Below are 18,680 nucleotides of genomic sequence, written 5' to 3' on the forward strand. Positions count from 1 at the left end.
CGCTCTGTAGATTTTTGATTTGAACCGCTTCACCTTTCACAGATCCCTTAGTCGACATCAGGGTTTCTCTTGAAAAGAATTGTTCAACAGTTCACAACTAATCATACGCCTATTTCATCAGAAGTCAAGAATTTTCTGAAGTTTTCTTGAAAACGTTCGGGAATTGAAAAAAGCTCCACAAAGCTAGAGGAAATTGCCCTTACTAAGTCATAAAAAAGACTTCATCTTATCCTAGATTGGTGAAGTTTTTTGATTTTTCTTCTTATCTCGTACCCATAGCATAGCCAGCCCAAAGAGGTGACTACCAAACAAGGCCGTCACAAAAATCAGCTTGCCCCTATCTGGATAAGTAAGGGGGAGGCTGCTAAAGCCATAGCGAGCCCACTCGATAAAGATCGGATGCGAAAAGTAAAGAGCTATACTCATTTGCTTTAAATACTGTAAATCATAGCTTTTCAAAAAGGACAATCGCAGGCAGGCATTGACCAAATAAACGGTCACAAAGGGAAGAAGAAGGAAAAAATTCTTATCAATTCCTTGATGTTGAAAAATGATGATGCCTTCGAGGCAGAGCAAACCAAAGGCAAGAGCTAGCTTTTGCCAACGGTGAATGCTAAAAACTTGTGCATGAAAATGATCATACAAATAGTAACCCATATAGATAAAAATGGGCGTGTAGAAGAGACCATTTCGGGCTGTGAAAAATAAATTGCTGTAGAGCTGGTAACCCTTAAGAAGACTTGTGGTGTCCAGATAAGCCGAATAGGTCTCGATCAAGCCCCAGCAATAAAGAAGGAAGGTGATCAACCCCGTCCAAACCATTCCTAGGCGTTTGACCAATTGATTGACTAAAAACAAACCCAGCAAAAAGGCCGGGATATACCAGAGTTGGTAGCACATTCCCAAGTAGACCAGAGCTACGAACACACCAGCCGGAAAAAGATAAATGGGAAGATGGAGACTAGAGAAAAAGAGCCAGGCATAAGGAAGGTAAACAAAACTCCAAAACAAATAGGTTTTTACGATTTTGGCCAGATAGGTCTTCATTTTCTTAGAATTCCCTAGTGATTGCTTGAGGAAAAAGCTGGCACAGACGATAAAAAATGGCACCGCTAGCCGGCCAAGCATACTCTTGAGACCAAAATGCAGTGGCTCATAAGAGGTTAAACGACCACTATGCACCAAAATCACTGCAATCACAAAGAGGTATTGAAAAAAGCTGATACTAGAGGTGTTATAGAGGGGATTCTTTTGCATATTCCTACTCCTTGCCCAAAGCAGTTTCTATGGTTATTTTAGCATGAAAGGGAAGGCCAAGCAAGGAATCTTACATCCTTATCTACCTTTTTTCCTCTATTTTTGATATACTCAAAGCATGCATAAACAAACGATTATTGATTTTAAAGAGCTTGGATTGCGCCACCTTTTCACCAAGCCCATAAAGGAATTAAAAACTAGAAACCTCGACCAGGTAGAGGCTCTTCTTAGAGAAGTCGAAGCTTACCAGGAGCAAGGCTTTTATGCTGTTGGCTATGTCAGCTATGAGGCTGCTCCTGCTTTTGAGAAGAAGTTTGCTGTCCATCCAGCACCTCTTATGGGAGAGTATCTCCTCTATTTTACGATCCACGAGGAGGTCGAAACCCTTCCTTTTCCAGAGGACTATGAAGCTGTGGATCTTTCAGCCAATTGGAAGGAAGAGGTAGAGGCGCCTGCTTATCAAGAAGCCATCGAGACCATCCATCACCATATTCGCCAGGGTGATACCTACCAGGTCAACTACACTGTCCAGCTTTCTCAAGAGCTAAAAGCAGATCCTTTGGCTATCTACAATCGCTTGGTGGTAGAGCAGAAAGCCCATTACAATGCTTTCATCCAGCACGATGATGTCTCCATCCTCTCCATCAGCCCTGAGCTCTTTTTTGAGCAAGACGACCGGCTACTGACCACGCGCCCGATGAAGGGAACGACGCACCGTGGTCTCACAAACCAAGAGGATCTTCAAGAGTCTGCTTGGCTAAAAGCTGATCCGAAAAATCGAGCAGAAAACATGATGATCGTCGACCTCCTCCGCAATGACATGAACCGGATTTCGGAGATTGGAAGTGAGCAGGTAACCCGTCTTTGCCAAGTCGAGCAATACTCCACCGTTTGGCAGATGACCTCGACCATTGAAAGCCGCTTACGTCCCGAAGTCGACCTGGTCCAAACCTTCCGAGCTCTCTTTCCTTGTGGCTCGATTACAGGAGCACCGAAGATCTCCACTATGGAAATCATCCACAAGACAGAGAAGGCTCCTCGAGGTGTCTACTGTGGAACGATCGGCATCCTTCTTCCAAAAGGGAAACGGATTTTTAATGTAGCCATCCGGACCCTTCAAATGCAAGGTAATCAAGCCATCTATGGTGTGGGAGGAGGCATCACTTGGGACAGTAAATGGGAAAGTGAATACCAGGAAACCAAGCAAAAATCGGCGGTTCTCTACCGTCAAGAGCCTCGCTTTGAGCTTTTGACGACTGGCCGCATCCACAAAGGAGAGCTGACCTTCCTGGAGCAACACCTAACCCGTTTGAGAGAGGCTAGTCGCTACTTTGCCTATCCTTATGATGAACCCAAACTTCTGAAAGAACTTCAAGAAGAGCTTGCTCGTTTGGAGTCCAACCTTGACTATCGTTGTCGGATTGCCTTGCAAAAAAACGGTACCTTCCACCTAGTGATCACGGAGCTGACAGACTTGCCAGCTAGCTATCTACAGGCCCAACTGACAGAACAGAAGCTTGATTTAGCGACGCCATTTACTTATTTCAAAACGAGTCAGAGAGACCATCTCAGCCAGTCAAATCACGAGCAAATTTTCCATCTGCCAGATGGAACCTTACTGGAGACGACGATTGGCAATCTGGTGCTGGAGATAGAGGGACAACGCTATACCCCACCAGCTCACCTCCCCTTACTCGATGGCATTTATCGGCGCCATCTTCTTGAGACCCAGCAAGTTGAAGAAAAACTCTTAACTCTGAACGATTTAACAGACGCTGATCGTATTTATGCCTGCAATGCTCTTCGTGGTCTCTACGAACTCGATTTTCAAAGAAAGGATTCCTGATGAAACTAATTTTTTTACATGGACTAGGGCAAGATGTCCTCTCTTGGCAAGGAGTCCAATTTGCACTTTCACCCTTGCACTCCAAAACTTTTGATATTTTCTCCCATCCAAAAGAAAGCTATCAGGAAGTCAAAGAAAGGTTGATGGAGCGCCTCCAGCAAGAAAGCGAACCCTTTATTCTGGTAGGACTCTCACTAGGTGGCGTGCTCGCTCTTGATCTCTCAAGACAAGACTTCCCGCAACTCAAGGGCTTAGTCCTTGTAGGAACACAATACAAACTTAACACCAATCCCCTCTATCGGCTCCAGATCCTTCTCTTTCGTCTACTTCCCAAGCATGTCTTTGAAAAACAAGATGCCAATAAACAACAGATGCTTCAAATCTTGATCGAATTAAAAGGGCTCAATTTAACCGATACCGTTAAAGCTTGCCCTCTCCCTAGCTTGGTTGTTTGTGGTAGCAGAGATTGGGCCAATCAATCTTCTTCTAAAAAATTGGCCAAGCTCCTGCCAAAAGGCCGCTATCAAGAAATCGCAGACGGAGGCCATCTACTCAATACCGAGAAACCCTATGAACTCGCGCAAGCCATCAAAGAGTTTGTTGCTGAATTTTAAAATGAAGAGGCTAGCTTTTAGAACAGTTGTTCTTAATATATATAAAGTCATTTTTAAAACTTTCCTTAGGTGAGGACGGACGTCAGCGAACTTCAAAGAAGTTCCATGACTTAGTTTTGGACCCAAGGTTCCAAAACTCCCGAGTGCTAGAAACATGATCGTTTCTAGCACTTTTCTCACAGCGGAAAGTTTTAATATATTTTGGATTGAATTTCAACATTAGAAATTCTTTTTATTTCTTTGTAGAGTCACCTATTCAACATTTTTATTTTATAAGAAGTCTTTACCGCAATTTTTTAGAAATATTTGAGAATTGCTTGATAGTTATTTGAAAAGCAAGCTGTATACTAAGAGTGTAAAGAAAACAACTAGTCATTTGGACGAAGGAGAAAACCATGGAAAAAGTATTAGAAATTTCCCATTTGAGTAAAAAATTTGGTCATCAATACGCCTTAAATGATGTGAATCTCACCATTCGCAAAGGCGACGTCTACGGACTGATCGGTAAGAACGGAGCTGGGAAAACCACCCTCATCAAGGTCATCACCCAGCTAATTCAGGAAACTGACGGAAGCGTCTCACTCTTTGCTTCTACAAATCGCTCCCAGTGGACGCAAGCCCTAAAACGGGTTGGTTCCGTCATTGAGAGTCCCGTGGCCCATAAGCATATGACCGCTTATCAAAATCTGGTCTACTATTGCAAGGCTCGCCATATCCCAAATCCCGACCAGGTCATCAAAGAAACCCTGAACTATGTCGGCCTGAATAATACGGGTAAGAAGAAATTCCGCGATTTTTCACTCGGGATGAAACAACGGTTGGGAATTGCGATTGCGCTGATTGCCAAGCCCGACTTCCTCATTCTAGACGAACCCATCAATGGTCTCGATCCTGTCGGAATCAAGGAATTCCGTCAAATGATCAAGCGCCTCAACGATGAACTCGGTATGACCATCCTCATTTCCAGCCACATCCTCTCTGAACTCTATCTGGTTGCCAATCGTTTTGGCATTGTAGACCAAGGACGCCTAATCAAAGAAATTAGCAAGGCTGAATTCGAGGAGCAAGGCGAAGACTACATCATCCTCAAGACCAGCCAGCTAGCCCTTGCGAGTCAACTGATTCAAGATCAACTCCATCACCGTATCAAAGTCATCGATAAGGATGGGGAAATCCATATTTTCGGACAAACTCACGATATTAAAGTCATTGTCAAAGCTCTCGTTCAAGCAGATATTGATGTGGACGAAATCTACTATGCCCGCCAAGATCTGGAAAAATTCTTTACGGACTTGGTAGACTAGTCCAATCACCGTCTTCCTCTATTACCTATCCCACATATTTCATTTAGGAGATTTATCATGTTGCATACCATTCAAGCAGATTTTTACAGACTTTTTCGCTCCAAAGGTTTTTGGATTACAGAAGCCATTCTCGTTCTCAACATCCTGTCTGGAGTCATCTTTGGAGCTACCGGCCACGTCGGCGTCAATACGGAATCCAAATTGCCCCAAGCAACCGAAGTTTGGACAGGCTTTAAAGCTTTGACCAACTACTCTTCCAGCATCAGTGTGACCATCCTCTTTACCATTATTGTCATCACCTTGGTTCTGGGAACAGACTTAACGCAAAACTTATACAAGAATAGTCTGGCCTATGGCGTTTCTCGCACCAGTTACTACTTTGCCAAAAGCGCCGTTGTTCTGACCATTGCTCTCTTCCAATTTCTTGTTTCTTATGGTCTCGTCTTCTTGATCGCGACGCTCTACAATGGACTTGGCACCATGCCAGAGCACTTCCTTGCTCATTTTGGACTGACCGTGCTGATTCAGTTCCTTTCCACCTTGGCTTGGGTCAGCATCATTTCCTTCCTTCTTTATGCCAGCCAATCCATCACCTTGGCCTTCGTTGGCTACTTCATTGGAAATATCCTCTTAAGCCTTCCTGCGCTCTTCCTTAAAGATATTGATATTCTCCACTATCTAAACTTGGAATTCCAATATTCCATGGTACAGAGCACAACAGCAACAACCAACACCCTCTCGATCGCCCTTGGATTCATCCTTGTTTTCGGCTTCCTAGGACTGGCTACTTTTAAACACAAAGATTTATAACAAAAAGAGGTTGGGACAAAAGTCCTAGCCTCTCAATTGTCTTGGATTATCGAGCAAGACGCAGTGCTTGAGTGGGCTCTACTACGCTGATTTCATCAGCTTTTACAGCCCTACTCAACTGTGCGGAGGCGGGACAAAGAAATCGAATTCTAACGAATTACCGATTTCTGTCCCCCTCTCTTTTTTCTTAGTGTAATGGTCAAAATAAACCAGTCTGCCTCCGTTGCCAGTTGCAAGTCTCCCCCTAAGATCTCTACAAAATTTTGAATAATGTAGAGACCCAAGCCAGAAGACTCCTCTGTATCCGAGAGATTTTCAGAGTAGAATCGACTAGCCAATTGGTCTAAGTGCTGGATCGGTTGTTGCACAATATTGCGCAGCTCGACCCGAATCGTGTCCGCGTCTGAGGTCAAGGTCAAACGGGCCTGCTCCTTTCCATGCTTGAGGACATTGCTGAGCATATTTTGCAAGAGGCGCTCCCAAAGCTCAGGATCCGTAGCATAATGAAGATGCTCTTCTAGCTCTACCTCTAAAGCAATCCCCGCCTCAGACAAGCTATCATAATACTGGAACAACTGCTGGGTTAAAACTTGGCTGAGATCGACGTCTGAAATCCGAGGCTGAATGGCTCCCTCCATCAAGCGTCTGTATTCCAAGAGAGATTCCAGGCGTTTTGAGACGACTTGAAGATTGGAAGCAATTTTCTTCAGCTTTTCCTCTTCCTGCGTCCCACCCTTGATGATTTGTTGGGTGTAGCCAGATGCAATGGTCAAAGGCGTCCGAATATCATGAGCAATATTACTGATGGCCATATCCAAGGTCTTTTTCTCTTGAAAGGCAATCCGATTGGTCCGCTCGATCTGATCAAAGAGATCACTGACCTGCTTGGTCAAGGCGACCAATTCTTTTTTTGAGACCTGAGAGGTCAGCCGTACCCCACTACCGCTTTGAAGCTTCTTTTGAATCTGCTCCTGCAAATCCTTTAAAGCAGAAAGCAAGCGAACATAGCCCAGTCCCAAGAGAAGGACAAGGACGACTAGAATTAGAACCAATCCCCACATTACTTTTCTCCTTTCAAGCGAACACCCAAGCCCCAGACCGTTTCAATATAGTCCTCATCTGGATCAAGCTGGGCAATTTTCTTTCGAAGATTGCTCAATTGGGCATTGAGGGTATTGTCTCCAGGCAGATAAACTTCTTCCCAGACCGCCTCATACAATTCTTCTTTGGTGAAAATCTTCTTTGGATGCGCCAGCAAGGTCTCAAAAATTTGAAATTCTTTTTTGCCCAAGCGAAGTGTCTGTTCGCCAGACTCCAGTTCAAAGGTTTCTGGATTTAAGACCAAATTCTTAAAGGAAAGCTTTTGCGACGCTTGAGCTTCCTGTGCCGGAGAGACGTGATTTCTCAACTGCACCGTCACCCGAGCGGCCACTTCGTCCAGATTAAAGGGTTTGACAATATAATCATTGGCCCCTGCAAGGAGATACTGGCTAATGAGGTGTTTGTCTCCAAGAGCCGTCATCATGATAACCGGTGTCTGACTGTGCAAACGGATCTCCTCAAGGACCTGGTCCCCATTTTTCCCTGGAAGCATGATATCCAGAAGGACCAAATCAACAGCTTCTTGCTGGAAGAGCCGTAGCCCTTCTGTACCCGAAAAGGCTTGAAGGACCTCATGGTCTTCACTTAAGAGACTATATAAAATTTCTTGGATATCATTATTATCCTCGATTAATAAAATCCGTGCCACTTGCCTCGCTCCTTTTTTCTTTTCTTGCGAAATCAGTTCTATTCCCCTAGCCTATCAAATAAAGGGACCTTCGTCAATGAAAATCTGATAAAATTCTATTGTCCCCAGGTAGATCTGCATGTTAGATCATCACAAGATGAACTTGACGATCCTTTCTTTCAAAAGGTATAATAGGACCAATGATAGAATAGGGAGACTCATCTATGAAAAATCATGCTAAAACTAAAATCAGCCTTGTATCCGTTCTCGTCATCCTGGGCGTTGCTGCAAGAATGATGCGAGTCATCCACCGCCAGCAAATCAGGGAGCAAAACAGACAAACCATTCAAACGACTAAAAAGGTTGCAGAGTTTCAGAAAACACTAGACGAGGAAGAAACGAAGAAACGCAACGAAACCTTCAACAAGATTTATAATGAATCCCTTGTTCGGAATAAGTTTGAGAACTGGCAAAAAGTCGATGAACTTCATGGTTTGGGGCAAAGAGCTGGGCAATTTTATATCTATAACTTTGAAAAAAAGGAAGAAATCCTTTTAGAGAATACAGATCAAGCATTTGTTCTACCCATTCGAGACAAGAGCAATAACGTCACATTTGAGGCTATCTTTGCCCACAAGGACGGTCAGTGGCACATCATGAAGCCAGACGGAAGTTCGCAGTTGCAACTAGGAGCAGCCAACATTTCCGCTGAATCTAAGTTTGTCATCGAGAACAATGTCTTAGATTACGACCAGTAAATCCGTAATAACTTGGCTAAACTACATACAAAAAGCTTAGGACCCCAGCTTGAAATTGGGATTCTAAGCTTTTTCGTTTATAGGAGAGAGTCGGCCAGCAAGTACCGAAAACTTTTATTCTACAGAAGCCCCATTGGTCGCAATGACTTCTTTGTACCAATAGAAGGATTTCTTACGTGAGCGGGCCAAGCTTCCCTTGCCTTCGTTGTCCCGGTCGACATAGATAAAACCGTAGCGCTTCTTCATTTCTCCTGTCCCGGCAGAGACGAGGTCAATACAGCCCCAAGTCGTATAGCCCCAGAGGACAACACCATCTTCATGGATGGCCTCCCGCATGGCCTTGATGTGGGCAGCCAGGTAATCAATCCGGTAGTCATCCTCAATCTCCCCGGCTTCATTTGGGGTATCAACGGCACCTAGTCCATTTTCTACGATAAAGAGAGGTTTTTGATAACGATCCCAGATGGTGTTCAGCGTAATGCGGAGACCAAGAGGGTCAATCTGCCAACCCCATTCTGAGCTTTCTAGGTAGGGATTCTTCAGAGAGGCAAAGATATTGCCCGCTGTTTTTTCCCTTTCAGCTGGATCCCCTGAAGCGACCCGACTGGCATAGTAGGAGAAGGAAATAAAGTCAACTGTATGGTCTTTCAACAATTGAAGGTCCTGTTCCGTCATCTCGACCGTGATCCCCTGACGCTCCCACTCTTTCTTGGCATAGTTAGGGTATTCCCCACGCGCCTGCACATCGATAAAGAAATAGTTCTTGCGGTCTTCTTCTAGACCAGCCCAGACATCTCGCGGAGCACAGGTATGCGGATAGTTTTGCCCAGCTGCCAACATACAGCCCACCTTATTGTTGGGATCAATCTCATGGGCTAGCTTGGTAGCAATGGCTGAAGCGACCAACTCATGGTGAGCCGCCTGGTATTTGACCTGCTCCTCATTCTCCCCTTCTTCAAAGCAGAGACCTGCTCCCATAAAAGGCGCATGAAGGATCATATTGATCTCATTAAAGGTTAGCCAGTATTTGACCAAGCCCTTGTAGCGAGTGAAGAGGGTCCGGCAGAGACGTTCATAACATTCCAACATCTTACGACTGCGCCAACCTCCATACTCGGTAATCAAATGCATGGGACAGTCAAAGTGGGTAATGGTCACCAAGGGTTCAATGCCATACTTATGGCACTTCTTAAAGAGGTTTTCATAGAACTGTAGACCTGCTTCGTTTGGCTCTAGTTCATCTCCTTTTGGGAAAATCCGAGACCAGGCAATGGACAAACGATAGGTTTTAAAGCCCATTTCCCCAAAGAGGGCAATGTCTTCCTTGTAGCGATGGTACATATCAATGCCATCCTTAGCCGGATAAAAATAGCCCTCTTCAAAATCGAACATCTTTTTCTGACCCGTAATAATGGCGTGACGATCAGGCCCAATCGGCACCACATCCACATTGGCCAAGCCACGGCCATCTTCATTATAAGCTCCCTCACACTGGTTGGCAGCTGTCGCCCCACCCCAAAGGAAACCATCTGGAAATTGAAGTTTGTCGGTCATCTCTCTACCTCACTTGATTTGATAGTTCTATTATACCCTTCTCTAACCCAAAAGTCTTACAAGATCCTAGGAAAAACCGAACCTATTCTAAGGTAACGATCGCTTTCATGCAACACAAAAAGACCGGATGACTCCGATCTTTTAATAGTTCATATTCTGTTTTAAGAATAATTATGGTTAACTTCAAATGACTAAGCGCCCTTATTTCATTCTATAAAAATCAATGACTAGACCAGCAGGGCCTTTAACTAATAAGGACTCTGTTCCCCAATCCGTTTCACAAGGACCGTGTAAAATCTCAATCCCTAATTCTTTCAAACGCTTTTGATTCTGTTCCAAATCTTCAACTTCAATGTGTAGGATGATTCCTGACTGAAAATTTTCCAAAGGTATCAAATGATTCTCTGACAACATAAGACAGTGACTGCCAATCGTGAACTGAGCAAAACTATCATCAGCATAATCTGCCTTTTTATCCAAGATATGCTCCAAGTCAGCACAGACTTGGGGAACATTTGAAACGATGATATCTATTTGATTTAAATTCATTTACTATCTCCATAAAAAGACCGGATTACTCCGATCTTTTTAAGTTCTGCTCTAAGAAAATCAAAGAATAAACAAGGCATCGAACCGCAGACAGTACTGGAGTACGGCAAGGTGAAGATAACGCAGTTTACATTTGATTTTCGACGAGCAGGATTATTTGATTGCGCGTGATTGCAACCCTTCTTCTTCCAAGAAGAGGCGGAATGGTACGAGTTCTTCTGCTTCGTATTTTTCCTTGAAGGCTTTGATTGCTTCTTCTGAGTAAAGTTTTGGATCCAACTCAAGAACTTCCACTGGAAGTGGACGGTGTTGCGTGATGCGAGCATCGATGACAACTGTCTTACCTTCTTTGTTGAGTTTAACAGCTTCTGCAACAACTGCATCGATGTCTTCGATACGGTCAACTGTAAATCCAATAGCTCCTTGAGCTTCAGCGATTTTCGCATAGTCAGCATTAGGGAAGTCACAACCAAACAAGTGTTTGTTTGTGTCTTCGTATTTGTCCTTGATGAAGGCATATTTACCATTTGAGAAGACAACGTTGATAACTGGAAGGTCGTATTGAACGTTAGTGATCACGTCTGGGTAGCACATGTTGAATGCACCGTCACCCATGATGTTCCATACTTGGCGATCTGGATTGTCTTTCTTAGCAGCGATACCACCAGGAAGGGCAATACCCATTGTCGCAAAGAGTGGAGATGTACGCCACATGTTCTTAGGTGTCATGTGAAGGTGACGAGTAGATGTTTGAGTAGTGTCACCTACGTCGATTGAGTAGATAGCGTCTTGATCAGCATGTTTGTTGATTGCATTGTAAACTTGATACAATTGCAATTCACCCTCAGTTTTACCTTCGAGTTTGTTCATGTAATCACGCCAGTTTTGGTTGTTCTTCACGTTTGCACGCCACCATGGAGTAGATTCAACTGGATTCACTTTGTCAAGGATTGCTTTCGCTGCTTGACCTGCATCACCAAGGATGGAAGCGTCTAGGGCATGACGTTTACCAAGTTTGTAAGGGTCGATATCTACTTGGATGAATTTTTCAGTATTTTTGAATGCTTCGTAAACTTCAGCAAATGGGAAGTTTGAACCAAGGAAAAGAACTGTGTCTGCTTCAAAGACCACTTCGTTAGCTGGTTTCCAACCAACACGGTAAGCAGAACCTGTCAACCCTTCGTAGTCCCATTCGAAGGCTTCAAAGTTTTTACCAGTTGTAATGATTGGTGCTTTGATCTTACGAGACAATTCAGTGATCACATCACCCGCACCAACTCCACCGAAACCAGCGTAGATCACTGGGCGTTCAGCATTGTTCAAGATTTCAACAGCTTTATCGATTTCCACTTCGTTCAAGGCAGGAGCGATAAAGTGACGTTCATAAGAACCTGATCCGTAGTAAGAGTTTTCGTCGATTTCTTGGAAACCAAAGTTTACTGGAATTTCAACAACGGCTGGACCTTTTTTAGAAACGGCAGCACGGCAAGCTTCGTCGATTACTTTTGGTAATTGTTCTGCGTAAGCTACACGTTTGTTGTAAACAGCGATACCGTTGTACATTGGGTTTTGGTTCAATTCTTGGAAGGCATCCAAGTTCAATTCGTTAACTGGACGTGATCCAAGGATAGCAAGGAATGGAGTGTTATCCATAGCTGCATCGTAAACACCATTGATCAAGTGAGTCGCACCAGGTCCACCTGAACCAACTGCAACCCCGATAGAGCCACCAAATTTAGCTTGCATAACCGCTGCAAGAGCACCTGTTTCTTCGTGACGAACTTGCAAGAAACGGATATCTTTGTCTTCGGCCAAAGCGTCCATAAGTGAGCTAAGTGTTCCAGATGGGATACCGTAGATCGTATCTACGCCCCATGTTTTCAATACGTTAAGCATTGCTGCAGATGCAGTAATTTTCCCTTGAGTCATTCTAACTCTCCTTTAATTCTATTTTGATCCCTTAAAATGCAGCATAGCGCTTCTACTTCATCTTTGTGATCATCTCGCCTTGAAAATGAGTTTTTTCTGACTTTTCTCATGAAAACGATTTACAAAACGATTACAGTATTAATTTATCACAAAGAGATTCACATGTATAAGGATCTGCTCAGAGATGCTCAATCCCTATTCCATAACAGATGCTCTTTTTGAGAAATTTTCACAAACTATCCTACAATAGGGTATTTTACTATAATTTGATACCTCCTCTTTTCCCTCGTCGCTCTAGGTAAAAGAGAAAAAGAGTGATACAGAATTCTGTATCACTTCTTATTTTCGTTAATCAATTTTCGCAACATTGAGAAGCAGAGAGCTAATCAAAACAGACAAAGAACTAAGGGCCATGGCAAGACCTGCTAGTTCTGGATTGAGGGTCAATCCCAGTCCTACAAAGACTCCAGCAGCAATTGGAAGCCCAAGGAGATTGTAGATAGAGGCCCAGAAGAGATTGAGTAAAATCCTGCGGAAGGTCTTTTGACTCATGTCAAAGGCGCGCACAACGCCAAGCAAATCATTTTGCGTGAGCACGATGCCACCGGACTCGATCGCAATATCCGTTCCAGACCCCATAGCGATCCCCACATCCGCAATCGAGAGAGCTGGAGCATCATTGATCCCATCTCCGACAAAGGCGACCTTGCTAGCTTCTTGCAGTTTTTGGATGGCGCTAGCTTTTTCTTGAGGAAGGACATCAGCAATGACGGTGTCAATTCCCACTTGCTTAGCAATAGCTTGGGCCACCCGTTCATTATCCCCCGTTAACATGACCGTTTTCAAGCCCCGTTCTTTGAGCTTTTTGATCGCTTCTTTTGAGCTGGCCTTCGGAGCATCTTGAATGGCAATCAAGCCAATCACTTGCCCATCCACAGACAAACTGATCACTGTTTTGGCCTGCTCTTGCAACTCTACCATCCGTTTTTCAAGCTCCGGATCCATCGCTGTCCCGTCATGAAGTTTGCCATTTCCCAAGGTCACCAACTGCTGGTCGATCTGACCTTGGACCCCTTTTCCTTCAATCGCTTGGAAGTTTTCCACAGGGGATAACACCAAACCTTTTTCTTCTGCTTGGGATAACACCGCTTGGGCTAGTGGATGTTCTGAAAAAGTTTCAAGACTAGCAGCCAGTGTCAAGACACGCGCTTCATCTCCTACAACATCGGTTACAAGTGGTTGGCCAATGGTAATGGTCCCTGTCTTATCAAACACAACGGTTTGAATCTTTTGCACTTCTTGAAGAACTGTTCCATTTTTAATCAGAACCCCCATCTTGGCACTACGGCCGGTTCCGACCATCAGGGCTGTTGGGGTTGCTAAACCAAGGGCACAAGGACAGGCAATAATGAGGACAGAGACTGCATAGAGCATGGCCTCTTGAAGCGACGCGCCCAGAAGCACGGACCAAACCCAGAAAGTCGCAATGGCCAAAATCGTCACCACTGGAACAAAGATACCTGAAATCTTATCCGTCAAATCTTGAATAGGAGCACGACTGGATTGGGCCATTTTGACAAAGTCCACAATTTGAGATAAGAGGGTCTCACTACCGACTTTTTCAGCCTTAAAGAGAATGGTCCCATTGCTGTTGATAGTGGAGCCAATCACTGCATCACCAACTGATTTTTCCACAGGTAAGCTTTCACCTGTCACCATCGACTCATCAATGGTCGTACTTCCTTCTACAATCGTCCCATCAACTGCGATCTTTTCCCCAGGACGGACCCGAATCAAGTCACCAATTTGGATATCTTCTGCCGCCACCTCGACATAGTTCCCATCACGGAGAACTTGAGCCGTTTTTGCCTGCAAATCCAACAATTTTTCCACAGCCTCGGAGGCATTGTTACGCATCCGTTCTTCAAAGATTTGCCCTAAGAGGATAAAGAAGATGATAAAACCCGCAGCCTCAAAGTATACTGGCTGACCAGTAAAAAGGGCAAATACACTATAGACATAGGCTACCAGGGTTCCAAGAGCTACCAAGGTATCCATATTGGAATGGTGCTTCTTAAATGAGGCCCAGGCACTCTTGATAAAAGGAACTCCTGCTACCAACATGATCGGCGTTGTCGCTAGAAAGTTTCCCCAGCGATTGACTGGATGGGAGACAAGTCCTGCCCACATCCCGATCATCAAGATTAATAAAGGAAGGGTAAAGATACTAGTAATCCAAAAGCGATCCCGTAAACTTAAGACACGACGGCGTTTTTCCACAACCGTGTAGGAACCCTTTTGCATCTTCATTCCACATGAAAACTCAAAGTCCCCTGTTTCTGTCGGGGTAAAGGATATCACCTTATCCACACCGACTTCCAAAGGCTCTAAAATCCCCTGATCTTCAAATAAAATTTCCTTATAACAGCCGGAAGGATTGACCCGATGGAAGGTGATTTCAGCAGGGATCCCTTTTTGAAGTTGAAATTCTTTGGGACTATAGCCCTTTTCTGCTGTAATACGGATCTTTTGCACTCCGTTTTCCACAACTGCTTTTTGTTTTTCTACCATACCTAACTCCTTTATTCCACAATCATTTGACCATGCATCATGTTCATTCCACATGAAAACCCATATTCGCCCGCTTTTTCTGGCGTAATTTCAATGACATGTTTTTCACCTAAAGGCAAATCTTCATGAACGCCAAAGTCTGGAAAGATCACTTGAGCCAGACATGAAGATGGATCCTTGCGATTAAAGATGATACGGGCTGGAACATTCTTTTTCAGGACAATGGTTTCAGGCGAATAGCCCCCCATGACTTCGACTTCAATTTCTTGATAACCTGATTTCTGACGAGCGTGGCCGCTTACCTTTTCATGCTCTGCAAAGAACCACCAAGCAATAAAAGCAACCCCAAGTAAACAAACAATACTAATTAACAATCCAAACATTGAAATTCCTTCTTTCTATTACATACAATTGCAAGGGACTGTTTCGACAGCCTCTGCTTTCTTTTCTTCCAGGACCTGCTGCAGCTGATTAAGATCTGCAAGCGTAAAGTCACTCTCCTGAATCAAGTTTTCAAGCACCTGGACAATTCTTTTTGAGCAAACCTTGTCTTTCACCTCCTCAACCACCAAGTCTAAACTCTGGTCCTGCTTCAACAAAGCCGAGTAGACAAAGGCTTTGCCAGATTTTTCTCTGGTCAGACAGCCCTTTTCAACCAAGCGCGTCAAGAGGGTCTTGATGGTCGACTTCGACCAGTCAAAGCGCTCGGACAAGACGGCGATCAAATCCCTGCTGGTCTGCTTGCCTTCCATCCAGATAATTTTCATGATGCGCCATTCCGCATTGGAAATTTGCATGGCCTCTCCTTTCTAAATCTACATTTGTAAATCTTATGATGTTATTCTACTCCTAAGATTTACATTTGTAAACCAAAAAGACAAAAAATTTTCCTCTTGGAAATAGAGGAAGGGTGACAATCTGTTTTTACAAAAAATCATCTAAGGAAATCTAAAAAGAAATAGAATTGATATCAATTATAAGAACCATTCAAATATTTCCTGAAACTTTCCGCCGTGAGAAAAGTGCTAGAAACACTATTGTTTCTAGCACTCGGGAGTTTTGGAACCTTAGGTCCAAAACTAAGTCATGGAACTTCAAAGAAGTTCGCTGACGTCCGTACTCACCTAAGGAAAGTTTTTAAGAAGACTTTATCTTCGATCTGAAATTTTTCTTTGAAGATTTGTCTGATTGGGCTTTTTTCGCTCCTATTTTTGTCTCTATAATGTCTCCTGCAGAGCTTGGGCTAGGATGCGGTAACCGGCTACATTTAAATGGAGGCCATCTGTCGTATAGGCTTCTGCCAACTGCCTCTTTTCATCCAATAAAGACGAATACACATCAATATAGCTGACCTGGTGGTAGGCCTGGGCCAATTCGCGATAGGCCTGGTTGAGGGCCTGAATTTTTTCATTGGTCCGCACATAGACCTTTTGTTTGTAGCGCTCTTCTTGACTCACCGGTAAAACCGAGATCAGGTTGATGTGGGTCAGCGGAAAGTCCCTCATAATTGCTTGTAAGACCGCTTCTACATTGTCTAAGGTTTCCTTTTGAGGAATTTCTTTTCCGATATCATTGGTCCCGATCAAGAGAAAGATCTGATCCACCGCCGTTCCAAAGACATGGGCGTCTAGATGCTCACGAAGAAGACCCGTCTTATAGCCTCGCACTCCTCGATTGACCATGTGCTTGGGACTTTGTAATAGTTCATGAATGGGAAAATACTCTACGATGGAGTCTCCGATAAAGATCAAACCAGGCTCTTTCAGAGGGGCTTGATTGAGCTCCCGATAGGTTGTTATGATTTTCTCCTGCTCCTTTAAGAGCCAGTCTTCTAACAGTTGTACTGCCATCTACTTCTTTCCTTTCACTTGTTCCCAGGGGGTCAGTCCTAGATACTCTTCGATCACTTGGTAGACACCGCCTTCTTGATGGCTCGGTGCTAGGTGTTTGGCAACAGCCTTGACAGCTTCTTCTGCATTGGCCACCGCATAGGAGTGAGCAGCCATTTCAAGCATTTCGATGTCGTTTCCACTATCCCCAAAGGCCATGACCTGACTAGCATCAAGCTGCCATTTCTCCATTAATTGAGCCAGTCCCCAAGCCTTGTGAATACCTGCTTGTAAGAGATCCATGCTCCCAAAACCGCTCGAAACCGCCATCAGCTGATCTCCAAAAGCCTGCTGGACTTCCCGACGCACTTGATCGAGACGATCCAAGCCAACAACCAAGCTCATTTTAAGCACCTGATCAAATAGATCTGCTGTCAATTCGGGGACAAACTTCATCCGCTTGTACAAGGCTTCAATCACTTCCGGCTGCATGAATTTCTCAACTTCTGTAAAGACCGTTCCTTCCTTGACAAAGCCACCATTGACGGCTGACACAACCAGCTGGTCTGAAATTTCCCGCCCCTTAAAATAAGCAAGAACCGCCTCTACAAGTTCTCGATCCCAGAATTTTCCAAGAATCATCTGGTCATCCTCAAAAATCCGAGCTCCGTTGGCGACGACCAGGGTCACCCGCTTGACCAAGGGACCCAAGAGCTGGCGCATGCGATGGATTTCATTTCCCGTCGCAATGACAAAGCGAATCCCTTTTTGATCCAAGTGGTCCAAGATCCTTTCCAGACTCGGAAGATCCACCTCTCCTTGCTCATCTAATAAGGTTCCATCCATATCTGTTGCAATCAACTTAATCATACAATCTAACCTTTTCCCTTTCAAAGGGTGTAAATTATCTGGTTCCATTATACCACAGATCAAGCAAGTCAAAACCACCCGTGAAAACAGGTGGCTTCCTCTTGGGCTGAAGGTTGTTACTGATGGCCAAAGGATCTTATAAATACAAGCCCTTTTCTACACTTTCCTGAACCAACTCTTCTGTCAGTTTCCACAACTCTTTGGACTCACTTTTTATAAAATTTTTCTTTTCTAATACCATCTCTGAACGGATATGATCAGGATTATAATTGACTTCTGACACTTCCAAGTGATTGATCAGTGGTACCAATGCGTCAATCACTCTTGCATATCTTGCCTCAGGACTCTGCCCTTTTTCAAACTCCAACCACGATTTTTTCATATTCAAATATGTTGCTTCTGGAAGGAGGCTCATTGTTTTTTCTATAGATTCTAGCTCTCTATCATGAGCATGAAGCTTTTTTTCATCATCAAACACCCAAGTATATCCAGCATAAATCTCACCTAAATCATGGATCAGTAACAGAAACATGACCTTTTCCATATTCAATTTTTCAGGATAATAATCCTGAAGAACCATCGCAGCGATCGCACCCTGCCAGGAATGCTCGGCACTATTTTCAAACCGTCCATCAAGGGTTCTATTAAACCTTGTTACTGACTTTAATTTCTCGATTTCTTTAATAAATGCAACTGTCTGATTCAAATCACTCATGGCGACTCCAACCTCCCTATTCGAAATTACGACTATCATACCAGAAATCCTGTTTTCCATAAATGAATTCCCGTATTTGCAAAAAGATAATGTCCCTCCTTTTTGGAGCACCGCCATTTTTCTAACAAGAGCACAAGGACAAGCAAAAAAGCTAACCAGTCTTTACCGGTTAACTTTAGAATGAGACAAACTATTTTAAAGTAAAATAAGTTAATCGATTCTAAAAGTAAGTAAAAATGAGTTCCTATTTTTAGAATGAATCAAGAAAATACAAAAACTTTCCGCTGTGAGAAAAGTGCTTGAAACAATACGTTTCAGGCACTCGGAATTATTGAGAGTAAAACA

General features: G+C 43.8%; 17 protein-coding genes. 5 read left to right on the top strand and 12 right to left on the bottom strand.

Features of this window, described 5'->3' with window-relative positions; genetic code table 11:
* Positions 1-231: 231 nt before the first annotated feature.
* On the bottom strand, positions 232-1,257 hold the full coding sequence (locus tag HMPREF2832_RS00815) for an acyltransferase family protein (protein ID WP_070505270.1): 1,026 nt from the start codon (positions 1,255-1,257) through the stop codon (positions 232-234).
* Between the two features lie 118 nt (positions 1,258-1,375).
* Between HMPREF2832_RS00815 and pabB the strand changes: the two genes are divergently transcribed.
* The 4 genes from pabB (at position 1,376) to HMPREF2832_RS00835 (ending at position 5,831) form a co-directional block, all read left to right on the top strand.
* Positions 1,376-3,103: an aminodeoxychorismate synthase component I gene (gene pabB, locus HMPREF2832_RS00820; protein WP_070505271.1), complete on the top strand. Its 1,728-nt coding sequence runs from the start codon at positions 1,376-1,378 to the stop codon at positions 3,101-3,103.
* A complete protein-coding gene (locus HMPREF2832_RS00825) occupies positions 3,103-3,717 on the top strand; it encodes an alpha/beta fold hydrolase (RefSeq protein WP_070505272.1) in 615 nt (204 codons plus the stop codon). The genes pabB and HMPREF2832_RS00825 overlap by 1 nt, the downstream gene beginning before the upstream one ends.
* Before the next feature lie 395 nt (positions 3,718-4,112).
* Entirely contained in the window at positions 4,113-5,021 is a 909-nt protein-coding gene (locus tag HMPREF2832_RS00830) for an ABC transporter ATP-binding protein (RefSeq protein ID WP_070505273.1), read from the top strand.
* A gap of 57 nt (positions 5,022-5,078) precedes the next feature.
* Positions 5,079-5,831 (top strand): ABC transporter permease, encoded by a 753-nt coding sequence (locus HMPREF2832_RS00835; RefSeq protein WP_006595651.1) that lies wholly within the window; start codon positions 5,079-5,081, stop codon positions 5,829-5,831.
* Positions 5,832-5,980: 149 nt separating this feature from the next.
* Here the strand turns inward: HMPREF2832_RS00835 and HMPREF2832_RS00840 are convergent, their stop codons facing one another.
* Entirely contained in the window at positions 5,981-6,892 is a 912-nt protein-coding gene (locus HMPREF2832_RS00840) for a sensor histidine kinase (protein ID WP_070505274.1), read from the bottom strand.
* Entirely contained in the window at positions 6,892-7,581 is a 690-nt protein-coding gene (locus HMPREF2832_RS00845) for a response regulator transcription factor (RefSeq protein WP_070505275.1), read from the bottom strand. The genes HMPREF2832_RS00840 and HMPREF2832_RS00845 overlap by 1 nt, the downstream gene beginning before the upstream one ends.
* A gap of 203 nt (positions 7,582-7,784) precedes the next feature.
* Between HMPREF2832_RS00845 and HMPREF2832_RS00850 the strand changes: the two genes are divergently transcribed.
* The gene (locus HMPREF2832_RS00850; RefSeq protein ID WP_070505276.1) at positions 7,785-8,318 is read left to right on the top strand and encodes a hypothetical protein; all 534 of its coding nucleotides are present in this window, start codon (positions 7,785-7,787) and stop codon (positions 8,316-8,318) included.
* A gap of 114 nt (positions 8,319-8,432) precedes the next feature.
* On the opposite strand, the gene HMPREF2832_RS00855 is transcribed toward HMPREF2832_RS00850, so the two are convergent.
* From HMPREF2832_RS00855 to HMPREF2832_RS00895, 9 genes are all read right to left on the bottom strand, one after another.
* Positions 8,433-9,872 carry a 6-phospho-beta-glucosidase gene (locus tag HMPREF2832_RS00855; protein ID WP_070505277.1) on the bottom strand — a complete coding sequence of 480 codons (1,440 nt, stop codon included), beginning with the start codon at positions 9,870-9,872 and terminating at the stop codon, positions 8,433-8,435.
* A 201-nt stretch (positions 9,873-10,073) separates the two neighbouring features.
* A complete protein-coding gene (locus HMPREF2832_RS00860; protein WP_070505278.1) occupies positions 10,074-10,421 on the bottom strand; it encodes a VOC family protein in 348 nt (115 codons plus the stop codon).
* A 153-nt stretch (positions 10,422-10,574) separates the two neighbouring features.
* Positions 10,575-12,350: a pyruvate oxidase gene (gene spxB, locus HMPREF2832_RS00865; protein ID WP_070505279.1), complete on the bottom strand. Its 1,776-nt coding sequence runs from the start codon at positions 12,348-12,350 to the stop codon at positions 10,575-10,577.
* Between the two features lie 348 nt (positions 12,351-12,698).
* Positions 12,699-14,921, bottom strand: coding sequence for a heavy metal translocating P-type ATPase (locus HMPREF2832_RS00870; protein WP_003013151.1), 2,223 nt, complete (start codon positions 14,919-14,921; stop codon positions 12,699-12,701).
* Between the two features lie 11 nt (positions 14,922-14,932).
* Positions 14,933-15,304, bottom strand: a complete 372-nt coding sequence (locus HMPREF2832_RS00875; protein WP_003013285.1) for a cupredoxin domain-containing protein — start codon at positions 15,302-15,304, stop codon at positions 14,933-14,935.
* An 18-nt stretch (positions 15,305-15,322) separates the two neighbouring features.
* The gene (locus HMPREF2832_RS00880) at positions 15,323-15,718 is read right to left on the bottom strand and encodes a CopY/TcrY family copper transport repressor (protein ID WP_049506522.1); all 396 of its coding nucleotides are present in this window, start codon (positions 15,716-15,718) and stop codon (positions 15,323-15,325) included.
* Positions 15,719-16,138: 420 nt separating this feature from the next.
* Positions 16,139-16,771 (bottom strand): SGNH/GDSL hydrolase family protein, encoded by a 633-nt coding sequence (locus HMPREF2832_RS00885; protein WP_024055139.1) that lies wholly within the window; start codon positions 16,769-16,771, stop codon positions 16,139-16,141.
* Positions 16,772-17,620, bottom strand: a complete 849-nt coding sequence (locus HMPREF2832_RS00890; protein WP_070505280.1) for an HAD family hydrolase — start codon at positions 17,618-17,620, stop codon at positions 16,772-16,774.
* 136 nt (positions 17,621-17,756) lie between these two features.
* Entirely contained in the window at positions 17,757-18,335 is a 579-nt protein-coding gene (locus HMPREF2832_RS00895; RefSeq protein ID WP_070505281.1) for an HD domain-containing protein, read from the bottom strand.
* Positions 18,336-18,680 lie beyond the last annotated feature (345 nt).

Origin of the sequence: Streptococcus sp. HMSC073D05, assembly GCF_001812015.1 — a bacterium.
Taxonomy (GTDB): domain Bacteria; phylum Bacillota; class Bacilli; order Lactobacillales; family Streptococcaceae; genus Streptococcus; species Streptococcus parasanguinis_D.